This window comes from Burkholderia sp. LA-2-3-30-S1-D2 (assembly GCF_001523915.2).
In the GTDB taxonomy this organism is placed as follows: domain Bacteria; phylum Pseudomonadota; class Gammaproteobacteria; order Burkholderiales; family Burkholderiaceae; genus Burkholderia; species Burkholderia diffusa.
This window is the reverse complement of sequence record NZ_CP013384.1, coordinates 1,891,275-1,915,460: the sequence shown is the minus strand read 5'-3', so window position 1 is coordinate 1,915,460 and position 24,186 is coordinate 1,891,275. Positions and strand designations below refer to the sequence as shown.

Sequence of the window (24,186 nt, the reverse complement as noted above, 5' to 3'; positions counted from 1 at the left end):
GACTCTTCCCGATCTAAGGGCCGCCACGTGCGGCCCTTTTTCGTTGGTGCCTGCACTATGGCTTTCCTCGACGTCACCGACGTTCTGCTCGATCCGGATTTCATGGACACGGGCCTGAACTGCAATCGCATGACGCAGACGGTCGACGGCCACGGCCGCGCGCAGAACACCGCGGCATCGACGCCGTTCGCCGCCGTCGTGACGAGCGACAAGGGCGACATCCTGCATCGCAACGCCGACGGCAGCCGAATCATCGGCTCGATCACGCTGCACACGATGTTCCGGCTGATGGACGGCAGCGCCGGCCACGACGCCGACGAGGTCGTATGGGCCGGCCGCACATACACGGTCGTCAACGTGAACGACTACTCGCACTTCGGCCGCGGCTTCGTCTGCGCGACGTGCGACCTGAAGCCTCTTTCGGGATGACCCCATGAACGACAGCTCGACCGGCGGATACCTGGCGCCAGCCGTCGATGCGCCGCCGGCCGAGGACGACGCCCTCGACGATCTGGTCCACGACCTGATCGCGGGTGTCACGGATCTTCCGCCGGACCTCGTGCGGCCGCGATGGCAGCCGACCGTGCCGAAGCAACCGGAGCCATCCGTCGACTGGTGCGCGTTCGGCGTCCAGGAGCAAGAGCCGGACGCCGGCCCAGCCATCCAGCACGACGGCACCGGCGACGGCCACGACACGTACATCCGGCACCAGGACATCGACGTGCCATGCACGTTCTACGGGCCGCGCGCGAAGGGTTATGCGCAGCGGCTCGCCGACGGCCTCGCGATGCCCCAGAACCGCGAGCAAATCCAACTGCAGGACATGGCATTCGTCGGCGTCGGCCCGATTCGGGCAGCGCCCGACTTGATCAACCAGCAGTGGGTGCGGCGCTACGACATGACCGTGAAGCTGCGCCGCAAGATCACCCGGACCTATCTGGTCCTCAACCTCAAATCGGCCACCGTGGCGACGACGACCGACTCGTCGACGCCGGTGGCTGGCGTTTCGAACATCCACTCGTAGGGGACCAGCATGTCCAACGGATTGCCGGTATCGCGTCTGATCAACGTGTCGATTAACCTCGCCGCGCTGGCGGCGCAGGGCGCGAATTTGAACACTGTGCTGATTCTCGGCCCGTCGGCCGTCATCGACACCAACGAGCGAGCGCGCTCGTACGGGGGCATCGACGAGGTGAAGGCCGACTACGGCACCAACACGCCGGAGTACTACGCGGCGGCCTTCGCGTTCAACCAGGTGCCGCAGCCGCAACAGATCATGATCGGCCGGTGGGCGAAGACGGCGACGTCCGGCTCGCTGCGCGGCGGCGTTCTGTCCGCCGCGCAGCAGGACATCTCGCTGTGGGATGCGATCACGACGGGCGCGTTCAGCATCACGATCGACGGCGTGGCGAAGTCGGTCACTGCACTGGATTTCTCCGCGCAGACGAACCTCAACGGAGTTGCCACCGTCATCAACGCGAAGCTCACCGGTGCGACGATCGCCTGGACCGGGTCGCAGTTCGTCGTGACGTCGAACACGACCGGCACGAGTTCGAAGGTCGGTTATGCGACTGCGCCGGGCAGCGGTACCGACATCTCCACGATGCTCGGCCTTACCAGCAGCCTCGCCGGCGTACCGGCAGACGGTATCGCGCCCGAGCAACCGGTCGACGCCGCCGCGCTGTTCCTCGACCGCTTCGCGAACCAGTTCCTCGGCCTCGACTTCGCCGACGCGTCGATCACGGACGATCAGCACATCGCGGTCGCGAACCTCATCGAGGCAGACCAGCGACACATCTACGGCATCACGACACAGAACCCGCAGGTGCTCGATTCGACAGTGTCGACCGACATCGCGAGCAAGCTGAAGGCCCTGAAGCTGAAGTACACGATCGTGCAGTACTCGAGCTCGACGCCGTACGCGGTGTCGTCGCTGCTCGGACGCCTGCTGACGGTGAACTTCGACGGCAATAACACGACGGTCACGCTGATGTTCAAGCAGGAGCCGAGCGTCGCTGCCGAGCAGCTGACCAGCACGCAGGCGAATGCGCTGCAGGCGAAGAACTGCAACGTCTTCGTGAACTACAGCAACGACACGTCGATCATCCAGTACGGCGTGACGCCGAGTGGCATCTATGTCGATTCGGTCTACAACGCGATCTGGTTCCGCAACCGCATCGAGACGGACGTCTACAACCTGCTGTACCAGAGCCCTACGAAGATCCCGCAGACCGACGGCGGCAACGCGCAGATCGCGGCGAAGATCGCGGCGGCTTGCGAGGCTGGCGTGAACAACGGATATCTCGCGCCTGGCGTCTGGAATTCGGCCGGCTTCGGCGCCCTGAACCAGGGCGACACGCTCGCGAAGGGCTACTACGTGTACCAGCCGCCGATCGCGACGCAATCGCAGGCCGATCGTGAGGCGCGCAAGTCAGTCACGTTCCAGGTCGCAGCGAAGGAAGCCGGCGCAATTCACAGCGTCGACATCCTCGTCAACGTCAACCGCTAATAGGGGCAACTCAACATGGCGACTTATAGCTTTCAGGACGTCGCGGCGTCGATCGTCGGCCCGGGCGGTTCGTTCTCGCTCGGCTACGGCGAAGCAACCGCGGAAGAAGGCATCACGATCGTGCGCGCGGGCGACAAGAACACGATGACGGTCGGCTCGGACGGCGAGGGCATGCATAGCCTGCACGCCGACAAATCCGGGCAGGTCACGTTGCGCTACCTGAAGACGGCGCCGATCAATGCGAAGTTGATGGCGCTGTACGACGCGCAGTCGCTCGACAGCCGTCTGTGGGGCAAGAACCTGATCGAGGTTCGGCAGACGGCCGCCGGCGACGTGACCACAGCGCGCAGCTGCGCGTTCAAGAAGGCGCCGGACCTGAAGTACGCGAAGGACGGTGACACCGTCGAATGGGTCTTCGACGCGATCAAGATCGACAACATCCTCGGGACGTACTGAGCATGACGACCGAAGTGCAACTCAACGGCGTGCGGTACGCGATCGGCAAGCTGAGCGCGATGCAGCAGTTCCACGTGTCGCGGCGCATCGCGCCGATCATCCCGCCCATGATCCCCGTGCTGATGAAGTTCTACGCCGAGCTCGAGCAGGCCGACGTCGCGCGCGAGCAGGCGCACGCGAACGCCGCGCTCGCAGCTCTGTCGGAAGGTGCGGAAGATGCGGAAGATGCGGAAGCGCCGGACGCCGCGGCGCCGGCACCCGCGCGCGATCGATCGCGCGAGCTGCTGTCGCTGGTCGACGCGATCGCGCCGGTGCTGCAGCCGTTTGCTGACGCGCTGGCCGGCCTGAAGGATGAGGACGCGGAATACGTTTTCGGCACGTGCCTGTCCGTGGTCGAGCGCTGGCAGGGCGCTGGGTGGGCGAAGGTCTGGAACATTGCCCATAAAACGTCGATGTTCGACGACATCGGCATCGACGTGATGCTGCCGCTCGTTGTGCGCGTGGTGGTGGCGAACCTCGGCCCTTTTATCAGCGGGCTGCTTACCAGCCAAGCGAGCAGCCCGGCGGCGACGTAGGCTGGATCCGCACGCTGCCCGGCGGCGAGGACTGGCTGCTCGCGCCAGTACATGCGCAGATGTGCCGGTACGAGTCGCTGCTCGACGGAACGCTCGGCCTAGCCGACATCGCGCTGATGAACGACTCCCTTGCCGTCCGGGCAGACAACGACGCGGCGTTTCGCCGCAAGATGGACAGAGAAAATGGCTGATTCGGTCGTCATCCGCGAGTTCCTTGTCGCGCTCGGCTTCAAGGTCGACGAGAAGGGCCTGAAGAACTTCAAGGAAGGCGTCGAAGGCACGACGAAGGGCGTCAAGCAGCTCATCGCCACCGTGTCCGGCGCCGCGCTCACTGTGAGCGCCGGCGTTGCGGCATTCGCGTCGAAGCTCGAGCGCCTGTACTTCGTGTCGCAGCGCACGGGCGCGTCAGCGGCCAATTTGCGCGGCTTCGAGTTCGCTGCGCGGAACATGGGCGTATCGGCCGAGGCCGCCACCGGCACGATCGAGAACCTCGCCCGCTTCCTGCGCAACAACCCGGCTGGCGAGGGCTACCTCGCGACGCTGGGCGTGCAGACGCGCAACGCGAACGGCGAGCTGCGCGACACGGTCGACATCATGTCGGACCTTGGCAAGGCACTGGCGAGCAAGCCGACATGGCTCGCGAGCCAGTACGGAAACATTCTCGGCATCGACGAGAACCTGCTGCTCGCAATGCGCAACGGAGACTTCGAACGTCTGCTGAAACAGTACCGCGAGATGTCGCGGACGACGGGCCTCGATAAGGCTGCGGACGATTCGCATCAGTTCATGACGCAGCTGCGCGGAATCGGCACCGCGTTCGAGAACCTCGCGATTCGCGTCGAAGGCGCGATGTTGCAGAAGATCGGGCCGCAGCTCGGCCGATTTCAGCGATGGATGGACGAGCACGGCGATGAGATCGCCAACCGCGTCACCGACGTCGCGAATGCGGTCGTTCGAGCGGCCGCCGCGATGGCGCCTGCTCTCGCATGGCTCGCCGACAAATTCGTCGAGCTGGATCACGGCACGGACGGCTGGTCGACGAAGATCGTGCTTCTCGGCGTGGCGCTGCAGGCGCTGGGCGTGTTCCGGATCGCGGGCGGCATCCTGAAGATGGCAGGTGCACTGCGCGCTGCAGGTGCGGCGACGACGGCGGCTACAGCCGCAGGCGGCGGCCTCCTGTCGGTGCTCGGGAGTCTCGCGGCAGCAGTGGCCGCTGTGGGCGCGGCGTTCGCGGGCTGGAAGATCGGTGACGCGCTGCGCGACAAGGTAGACGGGCTGATTTCTCAGCTGTCAGGCGGGAAGTATCGGTCGATCTGGGATGTCCTGACCGGAATAGATCGGCGCGGACTGGGCGCGACCGGCGGCTACACGCAGGCCGAGATCGACAGCGTGAAGGACGGCGGCGGTGCGAAGCTGACGCCGCCGCGCGGCGCTGCTGCTGCGCCGGTGGCCGCAGCGCCCGCCGCGTCAGCCGGCCTGGCCAGCGCGATGTCGCGTCTCGCTGACACGGCGTTCGGCCAGCTGATCGCGCGCGGCGAGGGCGAATACAACAGCGTCAACCGTGGCGCGCGGGGCGGGTATCGCGCCGGCACGGAAAATCTCGAAAGCATGACGCTGGCACAGGTCATGGCGGCGCAGCGCGCCGGGCAGTTCAATGCGGCCGGCCGCTACCAGATCATTGGTAGCACGCTGGCCGGGGCAGCGCGCTCGCTGAAGCTGAACGGCGACGAGATGTTCGACCGCAAGCTGCAGGACCGGATCTTCGAGCAGTACCTGGTGCGCAACAAGCGCCGCGCGATCGCCGATTACGTTGAAGGGCGCAGCGACGATCTACGCGGTGCGCTGCGCGCGGCGTCGCGCGAGTGGGCGAGCGTCGCGGACCCGGACACCGGTCGCAGCTACTACGCCGGCAAGGGCAACAACCGCGCGAGCATCACTGCCACCGAGATGGAGGCCGCGCTGCGCAACACGCGCGCGACGTACCAGCCGGCCGGTGCGCTGATGACCCAGTCGGCGGCGCGCGGTGGCCCGGCGAAGGTCGAGCTGCACCAGTCCACGCAGATTCACGTGAACGGTGCTAGCGATCCTTCGGCAGCCGGCCGCGCGGTCGAGCGTGAGCAGCGCGCGGTTAACTCAGACATGGTGCGCAACCTACAGGGGGTGATCGCGTGATCCTCGACATGATCATGATCTCGCCGAAGAAGATCGGCAGTATCACGGTGCAGGTCGCGATCGAAGAGGTCTACAACGACGAGTTGACGATCACCGAGCATCCGGTCGAGCAAGGGGCGCAGATCACCGATCACGCGTTCAAGCGCCAGCCGGATCTCGCGATGCGCTGCGGGTGGAGCAACGCCGACTACGAAGCGCTGCTCGGCGCGGCGGAGGCGACGTTCGACGGCGGCGGCCTGCCATCGGCGCAGTACATCAACGCGATCTATTCGCAGTTGCTCGCGCTGCAGCAGGCGCGTACGCCGTTCGACATCACGACAAGCCGCCGAACCTACCAGAACATGCTTCTGCAGGGGCTGCGGCTTACGACTGACGCGAAGACGTCGAGCGCGCTGATCCTGACGGCGACGCTCAAGCAGATCCGCATCGTGTCGACGCAGGTGACGAAGCTGCCGCCACGTGAGAACCAGGCAGACCCAGCGTCGACGGCCGAGACCGGCAACGGCGGCGCGAAGGCTGCCGTGCCGGCCACGCCCGCACCGGGCGGTGCAGTAGCACCGGGGAGTATGTGATGCCGAGTTTCTTCGAGATTCCGTTTTCGCCGCGCCCGGAGCGCTTCACAGTGACGCTGACAGGGACCGACTATCGCTTGACCGTCCAGTACCGCAAGGCTGGCGGCGCGGGATGGGTGCTCGACGTCGCGGACGCCTCGGACAACCCGCTGGTGTCTGGTATCCCGCTGGTAACCGGCGTCGACCTGCTCGCGCAGTACAAGCATCTCGGCTTTCAGGGGCGGCTATGGGTGCAGGGGTCTGCCGATCCGGACGACGTTCCGACGTACGAGGATCTCGGCATCGGATCGCTCGTTTTCTGGGTGACGGATCAATGAGCGTCCAACAGTTCGGCCGGAAAGTATCGCTGATCATCGGATTCGACAGCGGCGAGGCTCTCGACCTGTCCGAGCTGCGGATCGTGTTCCGCGTGCAGCGTGGCGACCTGCAGACGCCGAACTCGGCGCGGATCCGGGTCTACAACGTGTCCGCGACGACGGCGCGGCGCGCGCAGAAGGAATTTACGCGCGTCGTGCTGCAGGCCGGTTACGAGGGCAATTACGGGATCATCTTCGACGGTCAGATCAAGCAGGTGCGGCGCGGGCGCGAGAGCCAGACCGACACGTTCCTCGACATCACTGCGGCAGACGGCGACTCGGCGTACAACTTCGCCGTGGTCAACACGACGCTCGCAGCTGGCTCGACGCCCGCGGATCACGTGGCAGCAATCTGCACCGCGATGAACCCATACGACGTGCGGCAGGGTTATCTGCCCGAGTTGCCGTCGAACCCGCTGCCCAGAGGCAAGGTGATGTTCGGCATGGCGCGGGACTTCATGCGCTGGACCGCCCGCACCACGCAGACGGTCTGGAGCATCCAGGATGGGAAGGTAGTGATGGTGCCGGAAACGGCGTACATGCCCGGCGAGATCGCAGTGATTACTGCCGCTACCGGCATGGTTGGGCTGCCGCAGCAGACGGCGAACGGCATCGAGGTGAAGATGCTGTTGAATCCGAGCGTGAAGATCGGCCGGCTGATCTGGCTCGACAACGCGAGCATCCAGCAGTACGAGTACAGCCTGAACGTCGGCCAGCAGGCCGAGAACGAGCGGATCGAAATGCAGGCAAAGCTGCAGGACGACGGGTTCTACTACGTGATGCTCGCCGAGGTGAGCGGCGATACGCGCGGCGAAGAGTGGTACACGAGCGTGATCTGCCTGGCGGCAGACGTCACGGTGCTGCCCGATTCCTTCAAGGACAAGGTGGCGGTGCCGACCGCCGACGTGATCAAGCGGTTCGGCTAACGGCCGTATGTCGGCAGCGCCTTGATGGTCATCGTGGTGATCTCGCCGCTGCGCTTCACGTCGGCGCGCGCGAGGACGTTGAGCGCCATCGACTTCGTCGGCATCTGCGGCACGATGATCACGGCGTTGCCGTCGATCGTCTCGCCCCAGCAACCGATGTCCCACACGCCGCGGTAGGACTCGTAGCGCCGCATATTCTTCGCGTTCGCGAGCGGCAGGCCGCACCTCTTCGTCGTGTACAGGATTGTCGGGAATTCGTTCTCGACTGTCGCGCCGACCTTCATGCCGGCGAACGGATAGATATAGGCGTCGTCGGCGACGGCGGCGAGCGGCGCGAGCAGCACGGCGGTCAACAGCAGTTTTTTCATTTTCATCCCATGGATCGACGTGAAAGGGTAGGCGACCCGGAGACCGCCTTGCGTGAAGCGTTCGACGGCGTGCGCGCGGGCATCTGGACAGCATTGCCCGGCATCATCCAGTCGTTCGACAGCGCCGCCGACCGGCCGCCGACGTGCAGCGTGCAGCCGGCGATCAAGGCGCAGGTGCGCGGCATCGACGGCACAATCCAGAGCGTTGCACTGCCGCTGCTGGTCGACTGCCCGGTCCAGTTCCCTGCCGGCGGAAATTGTACGTTGACGTTCCCGGTAGCGCCGGAAGACGAGTGCCTGGTCGTGTTCGCCTCGCGCTGTATCGACGCCTGGTGGCAGTCGGGCGGCGTGCAGGAGCAGGCGGAGCTGCGCATGCACGACCTGTCGGACGGGTTCGTGCTGCTCGGCTTTCGATCGCAGCCGCGCGCGCTCGCTGGGGTCAGCGGCAGCTCCACGCAGCTGCGCAGCGACGACGGCGCGACGTACATCGACCTGAACCCGACGCTGCAGAAAGTCAGGATCGTCGCGCCGGGCGGCTTCGACGTCGTCGCGCCACTGTCGACGTTTTCGGCGGCCGTGACTATCACGGGCCTGCTGACGTTCGTCGGCGGCATGGTCGGCAGCGCGGCGAGCGGCGCCGCAGCCGTGTTCAACGGCATCCTGAATGTGATCGGCCAGATCACGGCGAACGGCAAGCGCGTCGACGACACGCACACCCACCGCGAGAACGGCGCGGGCAGCAATACGAGCCCGCCTAACTGAAGATTCCCATGCGATACCGAAAACTCGACGCTGACGGCGACTACGTCTTCGGCGGGGGCGCGGCCGACTTCCTCGTGAACACGCCCGAGACGGTCGCCCAGGCCGTGCTGACGCGCCTGCGCCTGCTGCGCGGCGAATGGTTCCTCGACACGACGGCCGGCATGCCGTGGGCGACGGACGTGCTCGGGAAGTACACGAGCGGCAAGTACGACGCGGCGATCCGCACGTGCATCCTCGGCACGCAGGGCGTTACGGAGCTTGTCAGCTACTCGAGCACGGCTGATCCAGAGACGCGCGTTCTGACCGTCACCGCGACGATCAACACCATCTACGGCACTACCACGGTACAGGCGACATTGTGACTCTCACGACCATCGCACCCACCATCGACGCGAACGGCATCACCGCGCCGACGTATGCGGAAGTGCTCGCGTATCTGCAAGACCAGTACCGCTCGATCTACGGCGCCGACACATACCTGGAGCCGGACAGCCAGGACGGCCAGATGCTCGGCGTGTTCGCAAAAGCGATCAGCGACGGCAATTCGGTCGCGATCGCGATCTACCGGTCATTCAGCCCGGCGACTGCGCAGGGAGATGCTCTGGCGAGCAATGTCAAGATCAACGGCATTGCGAAGAAGAGCGCGTCATATTCCAGCGCCGACCTGGTGCTGGTTGGGCAGGCCGGCAAGACGATCACGAACGGCGCCGCGAAGGACGTCAACGGCGTGCAGTGGTTGCTGCCGGCCACCGTGACGATCCCGCCGAGCGGCACGATCACCGCCACCGCCACGTGCGCGTCGATCGGCGACGTGTCCGCGCGCGCGGGCACCATCAACCAGATCGCGACGCCGGCGCTTGGCTGGCAGTCGGTGACGAACCCGGCGGACGCCGCCGAGGGCGCGCCGGTCGAGAAAGACGCTGTGCTGCGGCAGCGGCAGACGGTGTCGACCGCGCTGCCGTCGCTCACGGTGCTCGACGGCATCGTCGGCGCGGTGGCGAATGTACCGGGCGTTACACGGTACGTCGCCTACGAAAACGACACGGATGCGACGGACGCGAACGGCATCCCGTCACACTCGATTTCGCTGGTCGTCGAGGGCGGCGATGCCACGGCAATCGCAAATGCGATCGCGGCGAAGAAGACGCCGGGTTCCGGGACGTATGGCACGACTCCCATCATCGTCGCGGACATCTACGGCCGTCCGATCACGATCAAGTTCTTCCGGCCGGTGGACGCGCCGATCACGGCGGCGGTCACGTTGAAGGCGCTTACCGGCTATACGAGCCAGACGGGCCAGCAGATTCAGCAGGCGGTGTCGGACTACATCAACGGCGTGCAGATCGGCGGCGGCCTGTCCGGCAGCGTCGAATGGGGTGACGCATTGACCGCGGCGAACGGCGTCGGCGGAGGCGTCACGTTCAAGCTGTCCGGCCTGACGCTCACCGGTCCACGCGGCGCCGGCGCGCCGGACGTAGTGCTGCTGTTCAACGAGGCGGCGTCGTGCATCCCCGCGAGCGTGACTTTGGTGGTGACGTGATGGCCGCATTGAACGACTACACCTCGCTGATCACGTCCGAGCATCGTGACCTGCCTCGGTTTGCGGCGGTGCTCGGCGCGCTCGTGCAGCCGCTCGTCGATCAGATGAACGTGCTGCAGAGCATGCCGGGAAAGTTCGACCTCGACGACGCGGTCGGCGTACAGCTGGACGACGTGGGCCTCTGGGTTGGTGTTTCGCGGAAGATTCGGACGCCACTGACCGGCATCTACTTCTCGTTCGATGTCGCTGGCCTCGGATTCGATCAGGGTATCTGGAAGGGCCCCTTCGATCCAGATACGGGGCTGACCGTGCTCGATGATGACACCTATCGGCTCGTCATCCGCGCGAAGATCGGCGCAAACCACTGGGACGGGACGCTTGAATCGAGCGCGGCGATCCTCAACAGCATCTTCGGGAACCTGAGCGGCGATCTCGTGCCGTTGCATGCCAACGGCGAAGTCTTCGGGACTGGCGATGGCGTCACGAAGAACTTTCCGCTGACTTATGGTGGTGCGCAGGTTCGGCGCGTCGACAGCGCGGCGCTGTATCGCAACGACTGGCAGGGGGATCAACCGCTCTATCCGACAGCGCGAACGAACATCCTAAAGTACAGCGAGGATTTTACGCAAAGCGCGTGGACAAAGAGCAACGTTTCGATTACGGCAAACGCAACGACAGCGCCGGATGGCCGATCGATCGGTCAAAAGATGGTCGAGAATACGGCCAACGGCGAGCACTATTTTGACCAGCAAAACGTTACAGCGGATTCGACGCAGTACTGGACGCGCCGCATTTGGGTGAAAGGCGCTGAGCGGACAAAAGCAGTAATCAAAGTTTATTGCCAAAATAATTCCGGCAGTAACTGCGCGGTTCAATTTGATACGTCGACAGGAACCTTCGCAGCCGCGTCCTCTACGAACGGGACGCTTTCATACTCCGCTATGGCGGGGGCGAATGGGTGGTGGCTTATTACGTTCACCACAAAATTCACAACAGTCGATACAGCGTTACGCATTCGTACACAGGTTGCGAACGCGGCGGGGGCTACGTCATATACGGGTGACGGTACAAGCGGGATTTATTTCCAGTACCAAGACCTAGAACTAGGTACGACAGGCGGCAGCTATATCCCGACCACGACGGCGGCTGCCAGCGTAACGGATTATGCGATCAGTTCGAGCGGAGTCGCGCAGTTAGCGGGTGCTCCGTCGCCGGGCGCGAAGCTGTCTTGGACCGGTGACGGGGCGTTGTACCAGCAGGGTACGCGCGTATTCATCGAAGACCACCAGGACATGTCCATGACGATCGGGATCGCGGGGAAGGTGCCGTCGGCTATTTTCCTTGCGCTGCTTGCTGGCGGCTATATCCCGCTGAAGCCCGAGGGCGTGCGGGTCAACTACACGATCGTGACCAGCGTCGATACCGCACCGCTGTTTGGCTTCGACGTGAGCAACGAGTACATCGCCGGTTTCGATACTGGAGCATGGGGCACACCGGTCTGAGCCGTACAACGCATTTTTCGCCATGAGCCGCCTTCGGCGGCTTTTTTATTGCTTGGGGTACAGATGGCAAACAACAACTTCAAGGCGTTCGCGGCTGCCGTCGGCGCGAACGTGATGACGCAGGCCGATTTTGAGGCACTCGCGGCGCTGCTCACCGGCTTTCAAAGCGGCACCGCGCAGTCGGCGCAGCTCAACAAGGTATGGCGCCAAAGCTCGATCATGGCGGCCGTGCTTGCGCAGTTCATCGTCGATCTAACCGGGCAGGACGCGATTGATGATGGCACGACGACGACTCTGCTCGCGAATCTCAAACTGGCCGTGCAGGCGCAGTCGGCGGCAGTGGTGGGGCAGGCGCGCAATGTGGCCATGTCGGTGACGGCTGCATCGGCCACGGCGACGCTGATTGCTGATGAGGTCGTGGTCGGAAGCGCACTCGGTGGCAAGAAATACGTGCTCAGTTCGTTCAGCAAGACGGTCAACCTCGCGACGACTGGCGCGGGTGGGATGGACACCGGCAGTGCGCCGGTATCGGGCTATGTCGCGCTGTACGCGATCTACAACCCTTCGACGGGGGCGAGTGCTCTGCTCGCTCGGAACGCGACGAGCGCGGCTCAGCCGAATGTGTACGGTGGCGCGAACATGCCGTCCGGCTATACCGCGTCGGCGCTGGTTAGCGTGTGGCCGACGAATGGGAGCGGGCAGTTCATTCAGGGATGCCAGGCCGATAGGTCTGTTTCTATCGCTGGCATCAATGTTCTCAGCACGTCAACTGGCCAAGCAACCCTGACGCCGCTATCGATCTCTGGAGCGGTGCCGCCGAATGCGAAATCGGTTTCCGGATTTTTTGCTCTTGCGACTACAGCTTCATCCGCCTATGCGACATTTAACGTCGCAGGAAACGCTGCGGCATTTGCGCAACAGCTTTTTCAGGGGCAATTGACGAACGGGTTTACTCTGAACTCGTCTTTCAATGCCGTTCCTACAATCGCTCAGCAGACAATTTATTACGTTCTTCAGATGAGTGCGGGAACGCTTACGGCCAATGTTTATATTTCTGCGTATACCTTCTGAGGGAAAAATGACGACAATTTTCGTTCAGCTCTCTGATGAATCAGAGAACTCCATCATTTCAGTGTTCGGCTGTCAGCAGGATTCGTCGGCGTATCCCAATCAAGGTAAGGTGGAAACCACGGACACCCGGTATCTTGACTATCTCAGCGCGATGCCGCCTTTTGCTCAGTCAGGACTTCCCGTGTAACCGTCTGCGACGCAGATTCCATTTGTACCGCAATCGACCCACTTCGCTCATCGTGATTTCCCATCACTTTGTCTCGGAGTTTGATATATGGGCGCTCCACAACCGTATATGTCAAGGTTGCAAACGCGTAGTATGCCAACAAAAGCGACACATAGAAAATAGCGGTCATGTGCTGACTATCGATAGATATTCGATAGTCGGCAAAAACACTGATAACCAGTGTCAGCATGCAAATGTGACCAAGGTACAGTGAGTATGAAATCTTGCTCGTCCATCCGATAAGCAAATCTGCCAACTTAATACCTGACGTGCGCAATAGCATTGCGCCGGGAATTATTGCTGCAATAATGACGGATATTCCGGGATATAACATCATTCGAATTGCGATATTGCTAGCCAGACCGGGTGCGCCAATCGCGAAATAGATAGTCGATGCGGTAAATAACGCGAGCGGTATTTTCCATGATCGAGCCATTTTGGAGAAAATATCAGGGTGTTCGATATGCAGGTAGGCCATGAAGACGCCGATGAACAGGGAATCTAACCTGCATATGACGATTGACCTGATGTTCCGATCAATGTCCGATAGCGAATGTGCGTGCGCTCCGAAGGCGATTCTAGAAATCAGAGGTACGACTAGGAATGCAGCGCCCACGGCGAGCATGGCATGTCGGTCGGAGCGAAATACCTTGATTGCGCCTACAAATAGGCACGGCAGCAGAAGATAGAACCACTCTTCGACAGCGAGGCTCCATGAGTGCTCAAAGAATGGCGTCATCGGCCATGCCAGATTTTGCAGGAATACGAAGAATGGCCACACGATCCTAAGATCAGCCGGCCCGTGATAGTCGAAGCGAAGATAGACGAGCAGGAAGAACGCATAGAGTGGCAGTGTTCTTGCCCAGCGTCGCTTCCAGAAGTCTAGGACGTGTGCGGGCGAGTTAAATTTCCCGGCTCGATGAGATCGAATGAGGATGCCTCCGATCAGGAATCCGCTCAGAACATAGAAGATTTCAACGCCGATGACGCCCTGCGCGCCGAAATACCACTTGAGCCATGTTGGCGGCGTGCCATGGGCCACGGTGTGGCTGGCCAAAACAAGGATGACGGCCGATGCGCGCAACACGTCCAGACCGAATACGCGCCGACTATTGCGGCTGCCATCAATGCTCATTTTTCATCCCTTCAGTCGAAATAGTCCCCAAAATTCTATCAAATCATCCTGGCCTGACGGTCAGGCGTAGGCATTCCCCCATCAGGAGGCTGCGCCTCGACACTGGGCTGCCCGATGTTTCATCTGAATTCCAATTTGGCCGACAACTGGCGCGCGCTATACCGGCGCGGCATAGTCATCTTGAGCAGCGCGCTCGCGCTTCTCACGGCCGCCGGTCCGGCGAGCGTCGAGGCATGGAACTCGATGCCGTCCGACCGGTGGAATGCCGCCGGGCTACTGGAGTCCACGCCACGATCGTGTAACGCTAGGTCAGTCCGTTTCGGTCGGTACTTGCACGAGCCTCTCCGCATTGAAGGATCAACTTGTCATTTCTTTTCACGTGTCGCAAGGCAGGCCGACCCGGATTTATAGTGGTCGAGAACAATTCGTCGTCGCCCTCGGGCGACTTTTTCATTTCGGGGACTCGATGAAGAACGATCTCGCGGTGAGCGCGGCTAAGGCGGCGCCGGCGGTGGGAAGCAACTTCTGGCTGTGGCTGACCGGCCACGACATCAACTGGTGGGTAGCCGTCGCGACGATCGCGTATATCGGGTTACAGGCGTACTACCTGATCAAGAACAAAGGGAAGAGGGCATTGCTCGATGGCTAACGTACCGAAGAAGACACTGGCGGGTGTTGTGGGGGCTGCTGCGGCAGCCCTTCTTTTTTCAATGGTCCCGAAGTTCGAAGGGGAGGTACTGGTCGCCAAGCCGGACCCGATCGGGATCATCACCGCGTGCAACGGCGACACGAAGGACGTCCGCGCGGGCCAGCGCTTCACGCCCGAAGAGTGCCGCGCGCGCCTCGAGCAACGCCTGATCGAGCACGCCGAGCCGGTGCTGAAGTGCACGCCGGTGTTGAAGGGGCACACGTACCAGCTCGCGGCCGCGGTGAGCTTCGCCTACAACGTTGGCACTGGTGCGTACTGCGGCAGCATGACGGCGAAGCGGTTCAACGCCGGCGACTGGAAGGGCGCGTGCCGCGCGATGAACGAGGCGGATAACGGCCGGCAGCAGTGGGTGACGGCCGGCGGCCGCGTGCAGCCAGGTCTGGTGAAGCGGCGCGCGGAAGAGCGGGCTCTGTGCGAGAGGGGGTTGTAGTGCGTCGTCGGATTACTTATTCGAGTCGTCAGGCTTCGTGCGGCGGATGCGCTTCGTAGCTGGCTTGCCTTTGTAGAACTCCGCTAGATCGGCAGATTGTTCAGTGCGTTTGCTGGAACTCGTGAGGTCCGGGGTGATGACCGATGTGTGCATCGCAACGACATCGAATTTTCCCGTTTTTCTGATCGCGGTCAGGTGTTCACTGATTTCGTCCCACGAGATTGGATGACCGCCAGTGTCAAGCGTCACATGGACACGGGCGACGTCCAAAGGCTCGAGCGCCGGATGATCCGGAATACGCGGCCCAGCACGCATGCGGCTTCTGAGCTTAGCCATTTCGAGCCGCATTTTTGTGTTTTCTGCCAATAGCCTTGACGTCTGATCGACCGTCAGTACCTTCGCCTGTTCAGCAAAAGACTGTTCGAGGCGGTAGACCATTTCCGTATTCAGAGAATGCCCACGCGCAGCTGCGCTCTCCGTCAGCATCTGATGGAGGTCTCGGGGCAGCCGGAGCGCCGTCTTGGTGTAGTCGTCCTGTTTCGCCATGGTCGGATTGTACGCGTGCCTCCAAAAAAATGGCAAAAAGCCGTTGCCTCAAATTTGGAGGCAAACTATACTGGGTTCGCCGCCTCAGATTTGAAGGCGTTGGAGGGTGTGATGAACGATGAAGCAAAGATCCAGCTTCGCTTGCCGGCGGAGGTCCGGGATTGGTTCAAGGGGTTCGCGGAGCGGCACAGTCGCTCAATGAATGGTCAGATGATCGAGTTGATCAAGGAGAAGCGGGAAGCAGAAAAAGGAAAGGCCCCGAACGCGTGATCTTGGCGGATTACGTTCAGGGCCTTGTGCAGTGAACCTATGCAAGGAACACAACATGCGGAATCTTAGCACGGCCTCGGCCGAAGGCAAGGCAAACCCGGCGCAACTGCGCTGCCGTCCAGGCGATCTCGCGAGAATCGCATATTCGTGGAGTCTGGCGCTTGCGGGGCGCACCGTGATCGTCGAAAAGTTACGGACTGATGGCAGCTGGAACGTGACGCTCCTCGGCGAGCCCGCCTTTGGGTTGACGCGGGGAGGTATCCCAATCATTGGTGACAAGTTTTCCTTTCACGATTCGTCGCTGGTTCCATTGCGCGGCGACCATCCGGAGACGGAAGATGTGCGCGCCGAGCTGATCTCCCATTCGCTCGAAGCGCTGCGGAATGCAGCACATCGTGTGCCGCTGGACTTCGAGAGGATTTGCGCAACTTTTCCGCCGAGCGAGGTGCACTGATGAATGCGCTGACGATTACTGGTGTTGCCATCCGCACCGATGCCGAGGGCCGGTACTGCCTGAACGATCTGCATCGCGCGGCTGGCGGGGAGAGCAGGCATCAGCCCGCGTTCTGGATGAGGAACGCACAAACCCGAGCCCTCATCGAAGAAATCAGGGCCTCTGCGAATTTGCAGACCCCTATCGCGACAGTAAATGACGGCGCAAACAACGGCACCTATGTAGCCAAGGAACTGGTCTACGCCTACGCGATGTGGATCAGTCCAGCGTTCCACCTGAAGGTAATACGGGCATACGACGAAATGGCGTCGGGTGGTCAGGCCGCGGCGCCGTCGCTCCCGAATTTCGCGAACCCGGCCGAGGCTGCGCGAGCGTGGGCCGAGCAGTTCGAACAGCGCGCAGCGCTTGAGCAACAGAAAAGGGTGCTGGACGCCAAGGTGGCCGAACAGGCGCCGAAGATCGAGACGCTCGGGCGGATTGCCGACGCCGAAGGTTCGATGTGCATCCGCGATGCCGCGAGTACTCTCCAGATGCAACCGAGCAAGCTGACGGCGTGGCTGAGCGCGAATGGTTGGATCTACCATCGCACTGGCAAGTCTGGTTGGCTCGCGTATCACGACAAGCAGCAGGCTGGCTATCTGGTTCACAAGAGCACGCCCTACACCGATCGAGTGACCGGCGACGAGCGCGTCAGCGAGCAGGTGCGCATTACGATGCGCGGGCTCACGAGGCTCGGGGAGCTGGTGCCGCGCGATCAAGGCAGGATGCGGCGAGCATCCGGATATACCAATCGCGAGAACCGCGGCTCCGCACATCACTGATTGGTGAGTGCGTTAGCAAGAATGAATTGATGTTGTTACGCGGCCCCCGGCATCCCCGGGGGCTTTTTTATTGCCCGGAGGTTTTATGGATGTTGAGGAATCTCACGAAACGCGGCGCACGCTCGCCGAGGACGTTTTCTATCCCGACCACGAGCCGCGCACAGAGTCGCCCACGTTCCGCGCGAGCAAGCGGGAGATGAAGGCGGCCGGCGGCTACGTCTGCGCGGTCTGCGGCGACGACCAGGCCGTCGAGTCCCATCACCGATTCTTCGAGTGGGCGTTCTCGCATGCGATCGACTGGAAATGGATCCGCGGCGTCGCGCTCAACCAAGTCGACACGATGTTCAGCCACAAGCTGCAGTGCGTCGTGCCGATCCCGCGACAACACCCCGTCTGGGACGTGATCCGGTTGACGCAGGGCTTCGACTGGGAGGCGTTCGATCCGGCGCGGCCGGAGGCATTCGTCGACTCGACATACAACCAACTGCTGCTGTGCGCGCTCCATCACCGGGGCAAGGACCACGGCCGGCATGAGGAAAGCGATCCGGTCTGGAGCGTGCAGGCGTTCCTACTTCCGGGCTTCGTCTACTCGCCGGACGAGCTGAAGCAACTGCACGCGAAGGAGGCGAAATGATCTTCCTGAAATCTGCATGGCCGTACCTGGTGGCCGCGCTGCTCGGCGCCGCGGTTGGCGCCTATTCGGTCCATCTGATCAGTGCGGTCGAGATCTTGGCTATGCGCGCTGATGCGGCACAAGCCCAAGCGAAGGCAGTCGCTGCGGCGCGTGCCGAGGAACAACGCCGCACCGCGGCCCAATCGGAGATTGCGAAAGATGCAAATCAACAACGAACGGCTGCGCTCGCGGATGCTTTTGCTGCTCGCGCTGCCGCTGGCAGCCTGCAGCAACGCGTCGATCAGCTCGTCGCAGCCGCCCGCCATCCCGCCGCTTCCGCCGGAAGCCCGGCAGCCGGCGACGCCCTCGATCTGCTTGCCGACGTGCTCGGCCGCGCTGACCAGCGCGCGGGCGAGCTGGCAGAGTACGCTGACCGTGCCCGCATCGCCGGCCAGCAGTGCGAGCGCGACTACGACGCCCTGACTGCTGCTCCGTTGGTTACTTCTCCGTGACGGTGTAGCGGGTCGGGCGGCCGAACTGGTGGGCGAGCTGGTCGCACGTTTCGTCATCGAGGTCATCCAGCCCGGTCGCGCGCGTCCAGAATGCGCACCCCAGGCGCGGCCGCGCCGCGACGCCGTTGACGTTCCCGGGATGCATGCAGATCGCGTGCGAACCGCCGCAGAACGCCACACCAGACCAGTGTTCGCACGTCCAGCACGGGCGTCGGATCGTCTCTATAAAGAGACCGCTACCGCAGCCATCGTTACTCATGATGTACGGATACTGTATAAATATACAGTGTATCGCGCGATAAGATGGTGTCGTCAACTCGAACAATTGGGGACGGCCGATGTGTACCAACTACCGTGCGCCGCATGAGGATTTCGAGCTCCGAGAGCTGAGAATCCAGCCGTTCAGCGAACTGTATCGGGACTTCCCATGGAAGCCGGAGATCTACCAGGACTATCTGGCGCCGATCGTTGCGAACGTCGATGGGACGCTCAAGCCGCTGGCGGCTGGCTTTGGCTTCTGGCCGCGCGCGCTGCAGAAAGCCAACATCGACAAGGCGAAAGAGCAGGGCCGGAAGCCGCCGATCATGCGCAGCACGATGAACGTGCGCGACGACAATCTCGGGAAGTCGCCTCTATACGGCCCCGCTTGGCGCGCCGGCAGGCGCTGCCTGATTCCCGCGGAATGGATCTACGAACCGTGCTACGAGACGGGGAAGAATGTGTGGCATCGCATCGGACTGGCCGACTGGCGCACGATGTGTGTCGCTGGGATCTGGCGGACGTTGACGGGCCCGGACGGTGGGGAGCATCACACGATGGCCATGATCACGGTGAACGGCGAGGGGCACCCGATCTTCTCCCGGATGCACAAACCCGGCGACGAGAAGCGGGCCGTCGTGATCCTGCATCCGGACGACTGGGAGGAATGGCTGACGACGCCGAACGTCGAGGCCGCGCGCGTGATGCTGCAGTTGTATCCGGCGGATGATATGGCGGTCGAGATGGCCAATAACATTGAATAATGGCACGTCTTCTGATGTAACTGGGAGTTTTGGCGATGCTGATTGATCTGGATTTTTGATTATCTTCGGGGGAAGAATGCAAGGTCTCGGTGACGAAGGCTGGTTTCGTATAGTTTCGATCGCTTATTTTATCGCTGTTACTATCGCTGCCGTTGCTACGGGGGTGAGCATTGCTGCAGGGATTGCTCAATATAAGTTGGGAAACAGAATATCAGACAGGAAGGACCGTGAATTTTCAGAGTACAAGGCGCGGGAGGAACTTAAGGTGGCGCAGGCCAATGAACGCGCAAGTATGGCAGATCAGAAGGCAGCGGAAGCGAATAAAAGGGTTGCCGACGCGAACGAGAAAATTGCCGTACTGAATAATCAAACGAAAAAATTGGACGTGGAAAATTTGCGCCTGAAGTTGCAGCTATCGTGGCGTGAAATTGATGAAAAACATAAAAATGAACTGATCGATATTCTTCGTAAATTTCCCGGGACGAGGGTTTCGATACAATATTCAATGAATGATGCGGAGTCGGAAAATTACTCTTCTCAATTTTCTGACTTATTTAAAAAATCCGGCTGGGTAGTCGTTGATTCTTATCAGGTTGTATTTCGAGAGAAGCCGCCATTTGGAATGGTTGTTGCGATAAATTCGAGCGACGTTGCGAATTCTAAAATACGGGCCCCAGCTGATGCTTTACTAGATTATCTATACCGGAATAAGCTTAGTGTTAGCTGGGGCGGTGAAAAATCAGAAAAGATTCCACGGGGTGAAGTGAGGGTCATAGTAGGGGTAAAGCGGCCGTTGGGTCGAGGGGATTAGCGCGAATTTTTCTGGAAGATGGGAAATGTGGTCCATGCTACACAAGGCTAATCGAGGATTTCATATTCCAATGTTCTTGCGTAACTATCTGAATTTTCGTGGTAATGTATAAGGATTGTGATTCCTGTCGTCGTGGGTTCGAGTCCCATCAGCCACCCCAAAGAATTCCAAGCGGTATCCAGTAGTTAGAAACGGCACTGTCCAAAAAGACAGTGCCGTTTTTGTTTTGGAATTCCCTAATTGGGAATTACATACCTCCCCGCTTCACCATCTTCGTTCGATCGTAGACGCGCGCCGTCGTCTCCGGATTCGCATGCGGATCCGGCAACTCGCCACGTTCCGCCTTGTGCCGAGTCACGTAATACGCGCGCAGGTCGTGGAACGTGAAGCGCCTCCCGATCTTCTTCAGTTCCAACGCATTGTTCATCAGCTTCGACCACTCGGTCTTGAAGCCGGCCGGCGAGTAGTGGGTCGCGTAGCGATTGGAGAACACGTACAGACAGTCGTCCTGCCGAGCGGCGCGCAGGCGCGCAACGAGTTCCGACAGGGTGGGCGTGATCTCGATGTGCTCGATGACTTCGCCGCGGTTCTTTCCGCGCTGCTTCGCGCGCTTCACTCGAATCACGCCTGCCGCCTCGTCAATATGCGTCCAGGAAAGGTCGAGGAATTCCACTTTCCGACTGCCCGCGAGCGCCGCGTACTCTGCTGCCATGCCGATCACCGCCTTCTGGCCGCCGAGCGACGCGACCAAGGCGGCGAACGCCTGTCAGTCTTCCGGCTCGGGGCCTCGGTGCGCGGCTGCTCTTCGTTGCGCCGAACCTCGCGGCAGGGGTTGTGCTTCGCCTCGCCGCGGTCGATCGCCAGGCCGATCAGGTTCGAAAGCAGCGCGACTTCGCGGTTGGCGCGCACCGGCGCAGCCGCGCGCTCGATGTGCAGGTAGCGCGAGACGTGAGTCGAATCGATGTCGGTGGTGGTCATGGTGTAGTCCTCAGGACGTCGGAGCGTTGTATTGCATTCGTGCTAGGCTCCCAGTCATATTGCGGAGGTTGTCATGCAGCGAACAATCCAGTACCGCGGCTTTGAAATTGATGTCCAACTGACCTCAGCCGCTCCGGACATGTACGACGTCACCTTCCAGATAAAGGGTCACGACAATCTCGGTATCCTCGGTGCGCGTGGACATCGGATACAGATTCGAAACGGCCCATTTACCCGACGCTGGGCATACCTCGTGGCCGAGATCGCGGGTCAGGCGGCGATTGATGTTTTGCTTGGTCCCGCCGAGTGATCTGCGTCCTTGGCCGTCAATTCGAGAGCTAGGCCCTTTCCTTGCCTAAGGTTCTATAGGCCGGCGTGCCGTTATCTCCTGAGGACAGTCCTCGTGCCTCGATTGCTGTTCTGTTTTCTTGCCCGCTCGCGTTCTGCGTGAGCGGGCTATTTTCGTTTTGGGGTGGTCATGGTGTGATCCTCGGTGGTCAGGCGGCGACGTCGGGACACACGCTGTTGCCGATCATGCGCACCTGCGCCGATTTCGACAGCGGCTCGCCGTTGACGACCGGGTCGAGCACGTAGCTGTCGGGGAGCCCCTGCGAGCGGGCCAGCTCGCGCGGTGTGAGCATGCGCATGCCGATGTCGACGACCGCGTCGTCTTTGCCGTGGATCGTGATCAGGCCGATGCGATCGCGCGTCGGGAACGTGTGCAGCGGCGCGCGCGCACCTCGGCAGGATGCGTGCCGCCGGCGCTGACCGTGTGCAGCGGGTCGTCGGCCGGCGCGCCTTCGCGGCTCGTGCCGCGCGACTTCACAAGGTTCGATGTCACCTGGTGATGATGGTCCTGCGTCGTGATCGTGCTGATCGACGCGTCGAGCCGGGCGATTCGTGTCCACCGTAGGAGCTGCATGAGCGCGACAAGGACGAGTACAAAAAGATGAAGGCCGGTCAGAGCAAAGGCCATCGATGGACCTATTCAGGTATTTGTTATGCCGATCACATTCTCCGAAACTAAGTGGTGGTTGTGTGCAGCGGCACTTTCGATTACCGCAAGCGCGTTCGCAGAGACTGCAGCACCCAATTCGATCCGGCTATCGAATGGCCGTGAGATGCAACAAGACGGTAAGCACTTGGTTGAGGTCGATGCTGGACACCATCGCTCAGCGACGGTGCAATTGCCGCTCGCACTTCGTCGGGCCGTAGCTTCTGCGTCGAGTATCGGATTCCCATCGGCGAGCTCGAAGGTCGCCGACGGGAAGGAATTCGTATTGGTTGTTGTGAATCAGTCGTCCAGCAACAATCCGATGGGCTTCTGCGGCTCAGGAGAGGAGGGTACCCTCTACGTCCTCCAAATGAAGGGAAATGTCGCCGCCTCGAAGTATGCGGTGCCCGTGCAAAGCTGTTTGAATAGCGTGTCGCTCGACACCGACGTGAACAATCGCTCACCGTACCTCGCGATCGAATGGCTAGACGGCTCCCCGGGTTTCAAGATTGCATGGACCAATATCGACGATGCTGGTCCCGCCACCCGTGAGTATCGCTACAACGGCAGTACATTCGTCGAAAGCAAGAAGTAGTTTTTGTCGAGACCGGCTTGCAAAAATTCTGCGACTTCGTCGGCAGTGGGCCGAGTAGCTCGGTCTGGTCGACGACCGTACTTGCGATCAGGTGTCGTACCTCTGAAATTGAAGTTGTGCGATTTCCTGTGGGTAACCGAGGTTTCCATTGGAATCCGCACTTGCAGGATATCGATGTGCTCCTTCGCTTAAGCCAAAGCGTCTATCATATGCATAACACAACAATTGGAGGAATGCATGGCGACCTACAAGGAACTGAAAGCCCAAGCGGAGGCATTGGCCGAGAAAGCAGAGGCTGCGCGCCGGGCTGAGATGCAATCCACTATTGATGACATTCGTGCCAAGGTCGCGGAGTACGGCATCACCGAAAAGGATATCTTCGGAGTGCGTCGTGGCAAGTCGGCAAAGCAACCGAAGGCTCCGGCGGAGGCGAAATATCGCGATCCGAAGACTGGCGCGACCTGGTCGGGCCGCGGCCGTGCGCCGGCTTGGATTAAGGATGTCAAGAATCGGAATCGATTCCTGATCCAGGAGTAAATCAACTTTGGGGCTGTAAACTCGCTCGCGTTTCGTTGTATTGACGACGTCGGGCGCGATGTGCGTCCAAGCGAAGCCCGCATGCGAAAGCAAGCGGGCTTTTTTGATTGCAGTGATGCGCCAGTTCGCCTACAATCGTGGCCGCGGGGTGGAGCAGTCTGGCAGCTCGTCGGGCTCATAACCCGAAGGTCATAGGTTCAAATCCTATCCCCGCAACCAATACCGAAGCCCGCTCTGCGACAGCAAGCGGGCTTTTTGCTTTGTGCCATCACATGATCGAGTAGCCCCATACGTTATCTCCCGCGTCGTCGCCCATGTACGGCGTAGCAATGACGTCGCGCGGCAGTTGCCAGCCGGTGGTGACGTAGTCGCGCATGCGCTCAACCAGACCGCGCAGCGTGCCGCCGTGCGTGAAGCTGCGCTAGCGGCCACGGGTGTCGTGCGTACAGACGCGCTTACCGGTGTAATCGTCGACGAACCATACGCGTCCTCGGCTGTCGAGCTCGATGCGTGCGTAACGGTCGTGCTGCGGGTTATAGAAGAAGTGCCGCCCGTCCGACCCGATGGCTTTGATTAACTGGTTGGTGTGCTCGGTGCGTTCGGCCTTGGCGGTCAAGGGGCTCGGTACCGACGGAGGTCAGCCAGCAACAGACGTTGGCCCACACTTTCACGTGGACGTTCAAACGTCGGCTTCGCCCAGACAACGGACTTTTGTCCTTGGATC

36 protein-coding genes, 1 tRNA gene and 1 pseudogene are annotated in these 24,186 nt (G+C 61.4%); 29 read left to right on the top strand and 9 right to left on the bottom strand.

Annotated elements, in window-relative coordinates:
• The first annotated feature begins 57 nt into the window (after positions 1-57).
• Genes WS66_RS21670 through WS66_RS21630 form a run of 10 tightly spaced genes read left to right on the top strand, consistent with a single transcriptional unit; the run spans position 58 to position 7,566 of the window.
• Positions 58-429 (top strand): hypothetical protein, encoded by a 372-nt coding sequence (locus tag WS66_RS21670; RefSeq protein ID WP_059603126.1) that lies wholly within the window; start codon positions 58-60, stop codon positions 427-429.
• A 4-nt stretch (positions 430-433) separates the two neighbouring features.
• The gene (locus WS66_RS21665) at positions 434-1,024 is read left to right on the top strand and encodes a phage neck terminator protein (RefSeq protein ID WP_059603123.1); all 591 of its coding nucleotides are present in this window, start codon (positions 434-436) and stop codon (positions 1,022-1,024) included.
• A 9-nt stretch (positions 1,025-1,033) separates the two neighbouring features.
• Positions 1,034-2,509 (top strand): DUF3383 domain-containing protein, encoded by a 1,476-nt coding sequence (locus WS66_RS21660; protein ID WP_059603120.1) that lies wholly within the window; start codon positions 1,034-1,036, stop codon positions 2,507-2,509.
• A 15-nt stretch (positions 2,510-2,524) separates the two neighbouring features.
• Positions 2,525-2,965, top strand: a complete 441-nt coding sequence (locus tag WS66_RS21655) for a phage structural protein (RefSeq protein WP_059603116.1) — start codon at positions 2,525-2,527, stop codon at positions 2,963-2,965.
• A gap of 2 nt (positions 2,966-2,967) precedes the next feature.
• Positions 2,968-3,540, top strand: a complete 573-nt coding sequence (locus tag WS66_RS21650; RefSeq protein ID WP_059603112.1) for a phage tail assembly chaperone — start codon at positions 2,968-2,970, stop codon at positions 3,538-3,540.
• Positions 3,541-3,599: 59 nt separating this feature from the next.
• Positions 3,600-3,731, top strand: a complete 132-nt coding sequence (locus WS66_RS34910; RefSeq protein WP_442859294.1) for a DUF6889 family protein — start codon at positions 3,600-3,602, stop codon at positions 3,729-3,731.
• A complete protein-coding gene (locus WS66_RS21645) occupies positions 3,724-5,712 on the top strand; it encodes a hypothetical protein (RefSeq protein WP_059603109.1) in 1,989 nt (662 codons plus the stop codon). Before WS66_RS34910 ends, WS66_RS21645 begins: the two co-directional genes overlap by 8 nt.
• Positions 5,713-5,726: 14 nt before the next feature.
• Positions 5,727-6,284 (top strand): phage baseplate protein, encoded by a 558-nt coding sequence (locus WS66_RS21640; RefSeq protein ID WP_335672053.1) that lies wholly within the window; start codon positions 5,727-5,729, stop codon positions 6,282-6,284.
• Positions 6,284-6,601, top strand: a complete 318-nt coding sequence (locus WS66_RS21635; RefSeq protein WP_059603106.1) for a phage baseplate plug family protein — start codon at positions 6,284-6,286, stop codon at positions 6,599-6,601. Before WS66_RS21640 ends, WS66_RS21635 begins: the two co-directional genes overlap by 1 nt.
• Positions 6,598-7,566 carry a phage protein gene (locus WS66_RS21630; RefSeq protein WP_059603103.1) on the top strand — a complete coding sequence of 323 codons (969 nt, stop codon included), beginning with the start codon at positions 6,598-6,600 and terminating at the stop codon, positions 7,564-7,566. The genes WS66_RS21635 and WS66_RS21630 overlap by 4 nt, the downstream gene beginning before the upstream one ends.
• Here the strand turns inward: WS66_RS21630 and WS66_RS21625 are convergent.
• On the bottom strand, positions 7,563-7,940 hold the full coding sequence (locus WS66_RS21625) for a hypothetical protein (RefSeq protein WP_059603100.1): 378 nt from the start codon (positions 7,938-7,940) through the stop codon (positions 7,563-7,565). The two genes, WS66_RS21630 and WS66_RS21625, sit on opposite strands and share 4 nt — an antisense overlap.
• Positions 7,941-7,943: 3 nt before the next feature.
• Here WS66_RS21625 and WS66_RS21620 point away from each other — a divergent pair, with 3 nt between their 5' ends.
• The 6 genes and pseudogenes from WS66_RS21620 (at position 7,944) to WS66_RS21600 (ending at position 12,809) form a co-directional block, all read left to right on the top strand.
• On the top strand, positions 7,944-8,696 hold the full coding sequence (locus WS66_RS21620) for a Gp138 family membrane-puncturing spike protein (protein ID WP_059603096.1): 753 nt from the start codon (positions 7,944-7,946) through the stop codon (positions 8,694-8,696).
• Positions 8,697-8,704: 8 nt separating this feature from the next.
• Positions 8,705-9,058 (top strand): hypothetical protein, encoded by a 354-nt coding sequence (locus WS66_RS21615; RefSeq protein WP_059603093.1) that lies wholly within the window; start codon positions 8,705-8,707, stop codon positions 9,056-9,058.
• Positions 9,055-10,236, top strand: a complete 1,182-nt coding sequence (locus WS66_RS21610; protein ID WP_059603090.1) for a baseplate J/gp47 family protein — start codon at positions 9,055-9,057, stop codon at positions 10,234-10,236. Before WS66_RS21615 ends, WS66_RS21610 begins: the two co-directional genes overlap by 4 nt.
• A pseudogene (locus tag WS66_RS34450) lies at positions 10,236-10,649 on the top strand (DUF2612 domain-containing protein); the annotation flags it as partial. The gene WS66_RS21610 and the pseudogene WS66_RS34450, both read left to right, overlap by 1 nt.
• Positions 10,650-10,670: 21 nt before the next feature.
• Entirely contained in the window at positions 10,671-11,738 is a 1,068-nt protein-coding gene (locus tag WS66_RS34905; protein WP_442859303.1) for a phage head spike fiber domain-containing protein, read from the top strand.
• 63 nt (positions 11,739-11,801) lie between these two features.
• The gene (locus WS66_RS21600) at positions 11,802-12,809 is read left to right on the top strand and encodes a hypothetical protein (RefSeq protein WP_059603084.1); all 1,008 of its coding nucleotides are present in this window, start codon (positions 11,802-11,804) and stop codon (positions 12,807-12,809) included.
• A 143-nt stretch (positions 12,810-12,952) separates the two neighbouring features.
• Here WS66_RS21600 and WS66_RS21595 read toward each other — a convergent pair whose 3' ends face one another.
• A complete protein-coding gene (locus tag WS66_RS21595) occupies positions 12,953-14,170 on the bottom strand; it encodes an acyltransferase family protein (RefSeq protein WP_059603081.1) in 1,218 nt (405 codons plus the stop codon).
• A 466-nt stretch (positions 14,171-14,636) separates the two neighbouring features.
• Between WS66_RS21595 and WS66_RS21590 the strand changes: the two genes are divergently transcribed.
• Both WS66_RS21590 and WS66_RS21585 read left to right on the top strand, forming a co-directional pair.
• Positions 14,637-14,819: a hypothetical protein gene (locus WS66_RS21590; RefSeq protein WP_004532301.1), complete on the top strand. Its 183-nt coding sequence runs from the start codon at positions 14,637-14,639 to the stop codon at positions 14,817-14,819.
• Positions 14,812-15,309: a lysozyme gene (locus WS66_RS21585; RefSeq protein ID WP_059603078.1), complete on the top strand. Its 498-nt coding sequence runs from the start codon at positions 14,812-14,814 to the stop codon at positions 15,307-15,309. The genes WS66_RS21590 and WS66_RS21585 overlap by 8 nt, the downstream gene beginning before the upstream one ends.
• 12 nt (positions 15,310-15,321) lie before the next feature.
• On the opposite strand, the gene WS66_RS21580 is transcribed toward WS66_RS21585, so the two are convergent.
• Positions 15,322-15,855: an Arc family DNA-binding protein gene (locus tag WS66_RS21580; protein ID WP_059603075.1), complete on the bottom strand. Its 534-nt coding sequence runs from the start codon at positions 15,853-15,855 to the stop codon at positions 15,322-15,324.
• Positions 15,856-15,966: 111 nt separating this feature from the next.
• Between WS66_RS21580 and WS66_RS33740 the strand changes: the two genes are divergently transcribed.
• The 5 genes from WS66_RS33740 to WS66_RS21555 all read left to right on the top strand — a co-directional run bounded on the left by WS66_RS33740 (position 15,967) and on the right by WS66_RS21555 (position 18,525).
• Positions 15,967-16,125, top strand: a complete 159-nt coding sequence (locus WS66_RS33740) for an Arc family DNA-binding protein (protein WP_159086566.1) — start codon at positions 15,967-15,969, stop codon at positions 16,123-16,125.
• Positions 16,126-16,180: 55 nt separating this feature from the next.
• Positions 16,181-16,579 carry a hypothetical protein gene (locus WS66_RS21570; RefSeq protein WP_082728961.1) on the top strand — a complete coding sequence of 133 codons (399 nt, stop codon included), beginning with the start codon at positions 16,181-16,183 and terminating at the stop codon, positions 16,577-16,579.
• The gene (locus WS66_RS21565) at positions 16,579-17,400 is read left to right on the top strand and encodes a phage antirepressor KilAC domain-containing protein (RefSeq protein WP_059603071.1); all 822 of its coding nucleotides are present in this window, start codon (positions 16,579-16,581) and stop codon (positions 17,398-17,400) included. The genes WS66_RS21570 and WS66_RS21565 overlap by 1 nt, the downstream gene beginning before the upstream one ends.
• A gap of 85 nt (positions 17,401-17,485) precedes the next feature.
• Positions 17,486-18,034 (top strand): hypothetical protein, encoded by a 549-nt coding sequence (locus WS66_RS21560; protein ID WP_059603068.1) that lies wholly within the window; start codon positions 17,486-17,488, stop codon positions 18,032-18,034.
• Positions 18,031-18,525, top strand: a complete 495-nt coding sequence (locus tag WS66_RS21555) for a DUF2514 family protein (RefSeq protein ID WP_082728960.1) — start codon at positions 18,031-18,033, stop codon at positions 18,523-18,525. Before WS66_RS21560 ends, WS66_RS21555 begins: the two co-directional genes overlap by 4 nt.
• Here WS66_RS21555 and WS66_RS21550 read toward each other — a convergent pair.
• Positions 18,512-18,670 (bottom strand): hypothetical protein, encoded by a 159-nt coding sequence (locus WS66_RS21550; protein ID WP_159086565.1) that lies wholly within the window; start codon positions 18,668-18,670, stop codon positions 18,512-18,514. The genes WS66_RS21555 and WS66_RS21550 overlap by 14 nt on opposite strands.
• A 193-nt stretch (positions 18,671-18,863) precedes the next feature.
• On the opposite strand from WS66_RS21550, the gene WS66_RS21545 reads away from it, so the two are divergent.
• Both WS66_RS21545 and WS66_RS33735 read left to right on the top strand, forming a co-directional pair.
• Positions 18,864-19,547, top strand: coding sequence for an SOS response-associated peptidase family protein (locus tag WS66_RS21545; RefSeq protein WP_059603060.1), 684 nt, complete (start codon positions 18,864-18,866; stop codon positions 19,545-19,547).
• Positions 19,548-19,623: 76 nt separating this feature from the next.
• Entirely contained in the window at positions 19,624-20,358 is a 735-nt protein-coding gene (locus WS66_RS33735; RefSeq protein ID WP_159086564.1) for a hypothetical protein, read from the top strand.
• Positions 20,359-20,605: 247 nt separating this feature from the next.
• Here WS66_RS33735 and WS66_RS21540 read toward each other — a convergent pair whose 3' ends face one another.
• Both WS66_RS21540 and WS66_RS21535 read right to left on the bottom strand, forming a co-directional pair.
• The gene (locus WS66_RS21540; protein WP_159086563.1) at positions 20,606-21,109 is read right to left on the bottom strand and encodes a tyrosine-type recombinase/integrase; all 504 of its coding nucleotides are present in this window, start codon (positions 21,107-21,109) and stop codon (positions 20,606-20,608) included.
• Positions 21,076-21,336, bottom strand: coding sequence for a hypothetical protein (locus tag WS66_RS21535; protein WP_059603057.1), 261 nt, complete (start codon positions 21,334-21,336; stop codon positions 21,076-21,078). Before WS66_RS21535 ends, WS66_RS21540 begins: the two co-directional genes overlap by 34 nt.
• A gap of 73 nt (positions 21,337-21,409) precedes the next feature.
• On the opposite strand from WS66_RS21535, the gene WS66_RS21530 reads away from it, so the two are divergent.
• Complete coding sequence (locus WS66_RS21530) at positions 21,410-21,646, top strand: hypothetical protein (RefSeq protein WP_059603054.1); 237 nt, start codon at positions 21,410-21,412, stop codon at positions 21,644-21,646.
• A 187-nt stretch (positions 21,647-21,833) separates the two neighbouring features.
• Here WS66_RS21530 and WS66_RS34215 read toward each other — a convergent pair whose 3' ends face one another.
• Together WS66_RS34215 and WS66_RS34210 are read right to left on the bottom strand one after the other, a co-directional pair.
• On the bottom strand, positions 21,834-21,989 hold the full coding sequence (locus tag WS66_RS34215; RefSeq protein WP_335672061.1) for a DNA cytosine methyltransferase: 156 nt from the start codon (positions 21,987-21,989) through the stop codon (positions 21,834-21,836).
• Between the two features lie 35 nt (positions 21,990-22,024).
• Complete coding sequence (locus WS66_RS34210) at positions 22,025-22,258, bottom strand: hypothetical protein (protein ID WP_059603051.1); 234 nt, start codon at positions 22,256-22,258, stop codon at positions 22,025-22,027.
• Positions 22,259-22,337: 79 nt separating this feature from the next.
• On the opposite strand from WS66_RS34210, the gene WS66_RS21520 reads away from it, so the two are divergent.
• From WS66_RS21520 to WS66_RS21510, 3 genes are all read left to right on the top strand, one after another.
• Complete coding sequence (locus WS66_RS21520) at positions 22,338-22,925, top strand: hypothetical protein (protein WP_159086562.1); 588 nt, start codon at positions 22,338-22,340, stop codon at positions 22,923-22,925.
• Between the two features lie 237 nt (positions 22,926-23,162).
• The gene (locus WS66_RS21515) at positions 23,163-23,462 is read left to right on the top strand and encodes an H-NS histone family protein (RefSeq protein WP_059603047.1); all 300 of its coding nucleotides are present in this window, start codon (positions 23,163-23,165) and stop codon (positions 23,460-23,462) included.
• Between the two features lie 142 nt (positions 23,463-23,604).
• Positions 23,605-23,681: transfer RNA gene (locus tag WS66_RS21510), tRNA-Met, on the top strand.
• Between the two features lie 202 nt (positions 23,682-23,883).
• Here the strand turns inward: WS66_RS21510 and WS66_RS21505 are convergent.
• Entirely contained in the window at positions 23,884-24,078 is a 195-nt protein-coding gene (locus WS66_RS21505; protein ID WP_059603045.1) for a hypothetical protein, read from the bottom strand.
• Positions 24,079-24,186: the final 108 nt, after the last annotated feature.

Bases quoted from the DNA above. Each gene is read 5' to 3' on its own strand.
- WS66_RS21640 (WP_335672053.1), top strand. From the start codon at position 5,727: ATGATCTCGCCGAAGAAGATCGGCAGTATCACGGTGCAGGTCGCGATC.
- WS66_RS21560 (WP_059603068.1), top strand. From the start codon at position 17,486: ATGGATGTTGAGGAATCTCACGAAACGCGGCGCACGCTCGCCGAGGAC.
- WS66_RS21670 (WP_059603126.1), top strand. From the start codon at position 58: ATGGCTTTCCTCGACGTCACCGACGTTCTGCTCGATCCGGATTTCATG.
- WS66_RS34210 (WP_059603051.1), bottom strand. From the start codon at position 22,258: ATGCAGCTCCTACGGTGGACACGAATCGCCCGGCTCGACGCGTCGATC.
- WS66_RS21620 (WP_059603096.1), top strand. From the start codon at position 7,944: ATGGATCGACGTGAAAGGGTAGGCGACCCGGAGACCGCCTTGCGTGAA.
- WS66_RS21515 (WP_059603047.1), top strand. From the start codon at position 23,163: ATGGCGACCTACAAGGAACTGAAAGCCCAAGCGGAGGCATTGGCCGAG.
- WS66_RS21545 (WP_059603060.1), top strand. From the start codon at position 18,864: ATGTGTACCAACTACCGTGCGCCGCATGAGGATTTCGAGCTCCGAGAG.
- WS66_RS21580 (WP_059603075.1), bottom strand. From the start codon at position 15,855: ATGGCGAAACAGGACGACTACACCAAGACGGCGCTCCGGCTGCCCCGA.
- WS66_RS21530 (WP_059603054.1), top strand. From the start codon at position 21,410: ATGCAGCGAACAATCCAGTACCGCGGCTTTGAAATTGATGTCCAACTG.
- WS66_RS21645 (WP_059603109.1), top strand. From the start codon at position 3,724: ATGGCTGATTCGGTCGTCATCCGCGAGTTCCTTGTCGCGCTCGGCTTC.
- WS66_RS21590 (WP_004532301.1), top strand. From the start codon at position 14,637: ATGAAGAACGATCTCGCGGTGAGCGCGGCTAAGGCGGCGCCGGCGGTG.
- WS66_RS33735 (WP_159086564.1), top strand. From the start codon at position 19,624: ATGCAAGGTCTCGGTGACGAAGGCTGGTTTCGTATAGTTTCGATCGCT.
- WS66_RS21630 (WP_059603103.1), top strand. From the start codon at position 6,598: ATGAGCGTCCAACAGTTCGGCCGGAAAGTATCGCTGATCATCGGATTC.
- WS66_RS21555 (WP_082728960.1), top strand. From the start codon at position 18,031: ATGATCTTCCTGAAATCTGCATGGCCGTACCTGGTGGCCGCGCTGCTC.
- WS66_RS21550 (WP_159086565.1), bottom strand. From the start codon at position 18,670: ATGCATCCCGGGAACGTCAACGGCGTCGCGGCGCGGCCGCGCCTGGGG.
- WS66_RS21520 (WP_159086562.1), top strand. From the start codon at position 22,338: ATGCCGATCACATTCTCCGAAACTAAGTGGTGGTTGTGTGCAGCGGCA.
- WS66_RS21650 (WP_059603112.1), top strand. From the start codon at position 2,968: ATGACGACCGAAGTGCAACTCAACGGCGTGCGGTACGCGATCGGCAAG.
- WS66_RS21570 (WP_082728961.1), top strand. From the start codon at position 16,181: ATGCGGAATCTTAGCACGGCCTCGGCCGAAGGCAAGGCAAACCCGGCG.
- WS66_RS33740 (WP_159086566.1), top strand. From the start codon at position 15,967: ATGAACGATGAAGCAAAGATCCAGCTTCGCTTGCCGGCGGAGGTCCGG.
- WS66_RS21600 (WP_059603084.1), top strand. From the start codon at position 11,802: ATGGCAAACAACAACTTCAAGGCGTTCGCGGCTGCCGTCGGCGCGAAC.
- WS66_RS21615 (WP_059603093.1), top strand. From the start codon at position 8,705: ATGCGATACCGAAAACTCGACGCTGACGGCGACTACGTCTTCGGCGGG.
- WS66_RS21655 (WP_059603116.1), top strand. From the start codon at position 2,525: ATGGCGACTTATAGCTTTCAGGACGTCGCGGCGTCGATCGTCGGCCCG.
- WS66_RS21535 (WP_059603057.1), bottom strand. From the start codon at position 21,336: ATGACCACCACCGACATCGATTCGACTCACGTCTCGCGCTACCTGCAC.
- WS66_RS21665 (WP_059603123.1), top strand. From the start codon at position 434: ATGAACGACAGCTCGACCGGCGGATACCTGGCGCCAGCCGTCGATGCG.
- WS66_RS21595 (WP_059603081.1), bottom strand. From the start codon at position 14,170: ATGAGCATTGATGGCAGCCGCAATAGTCGGCGCGTATTCGGTCTGGAC.
- WS66_RS21625 (WP_059603100.1), bottom strand. From the start codon at position 7,940: ATGAAAATGAAAAAACTGCTGTTGACCGCCGTGCTGCTCGCGCCGCTC.
- WS66_RS34910 (WP_442859294.1), top strand. From the start codon at position 3,600: ATGTGCCGGTACGAGTCGCTGCTCGACGGAACGCTCGGCCTAGCCGAC.
- WS66_RS21585 (WP_059603078.1), top strand. From the start codon at position 14,812: ATGGCTAACGTACCGAAGAAGACACTGGCGGGTGTTGTGGGGGCTGCT.
- WS66_RS21660 (WP_059603120.1), top strand. From the start codon at position 1,034: ATGTCCAACGGATTGCCGGTATCGCGTCTGATCAACGTGTCGATTAAC.
- WS66_RS21635 (WP_059603106.1), top strand. From the start codon at position 6,284: ATGCCGAGTTTCTTCGAGATTCCGTTTTCGCCGCGCCCGGAGCGCTTC.
- WS66_RS21565 (WP_059603071.1), top strand. From the start codon at position 16,579: ATGAATGCGCTGACGATTACTGGTGTTGCCATCCGCACCGATGCCGAG.